Source organism: Levilactobacillus koreensis JCM 16448 (assembly GCF_001435525.1).
GTDB lineage: Bacteria > Bacillota > Bacilli > Lactobacillales > Lactobacillaceae > Levilactobacillus > Levilactobacillus koreensis.
On record NZ_AZDP01000052.1, the window covers coordinates 1 to 696 of the forward strand.

The following is a 696-nucleotide window of genomic DNA, read 5'->3' on the forward strand; positions in this document are numbered from 1 at the left end:
CCCGGATTATTCATTAACAAGATTTCTTACCAAAATAGGTAGGTCCGAATCGAGATTTTCGATTCGGACCTACCTATTTTGATAATCAATGTAGCATTTCAAAAGTAAACGTAAAATTCAGCCACCATCGCACCACGTTGTGTTGCTTGAGGATAGTCTTCCCCCTTGGTTTTACCGGTTTCTTTTTCTTCAAGTGCTTATTTCAAACCATGTATCCGATGTAAAGCGTACCAGAATAGTCTGAGGTAGGGATTACTCCGACTCAAGTGAATTAAGATCTTTCGAGCATGTGTCGTCATGCGACCGGCAATATGAAGAAGCCAAAACCGTAGTGTACCAATGGTTGTAGTCTGAACTGCCTTAGGTAACACTAGCCGCTTGAAGAGCAGACTTAGTGTGTAACTCAAAACAGCCAACCACATACGCGTCGTGTTGGCCTGAAAAGAATGACTATTGGTCTTGTCGAAACCAAAACCATCCTTAGCTTCCTTGATGAAATTTTCGGCAACGCCGCGGTTGTGATACATTCTAAACAAATCAGCGATGGATAATTCAGTCAGTGTCGTCACTAAGAATTCATAGTGACACAACAATTCGCCAACAGGTCGCGTTGCCTTGAGCACCACGCGTAACTGCCAGTTTTCGGGCCATGAAGCTGCCCGATAATTAAGATTAAAGAAGTGTGCACTCGTGTCC

General features: G+C 43.4%; 1 protein-coding gene. It reads right to left on the bottom strand.

Annotation, left to right across the window (positions count from 1 at the left end; genetic code table 11):
- Positions 1-197 precede the first annotated feature (197 nt).
- Positions 198-696: transposase (locus FC99_RS03925; RefSeq protein WP_156639341.1), on the bottom strand; the 499-nt coding region annotated here is incomplete at its 5' end.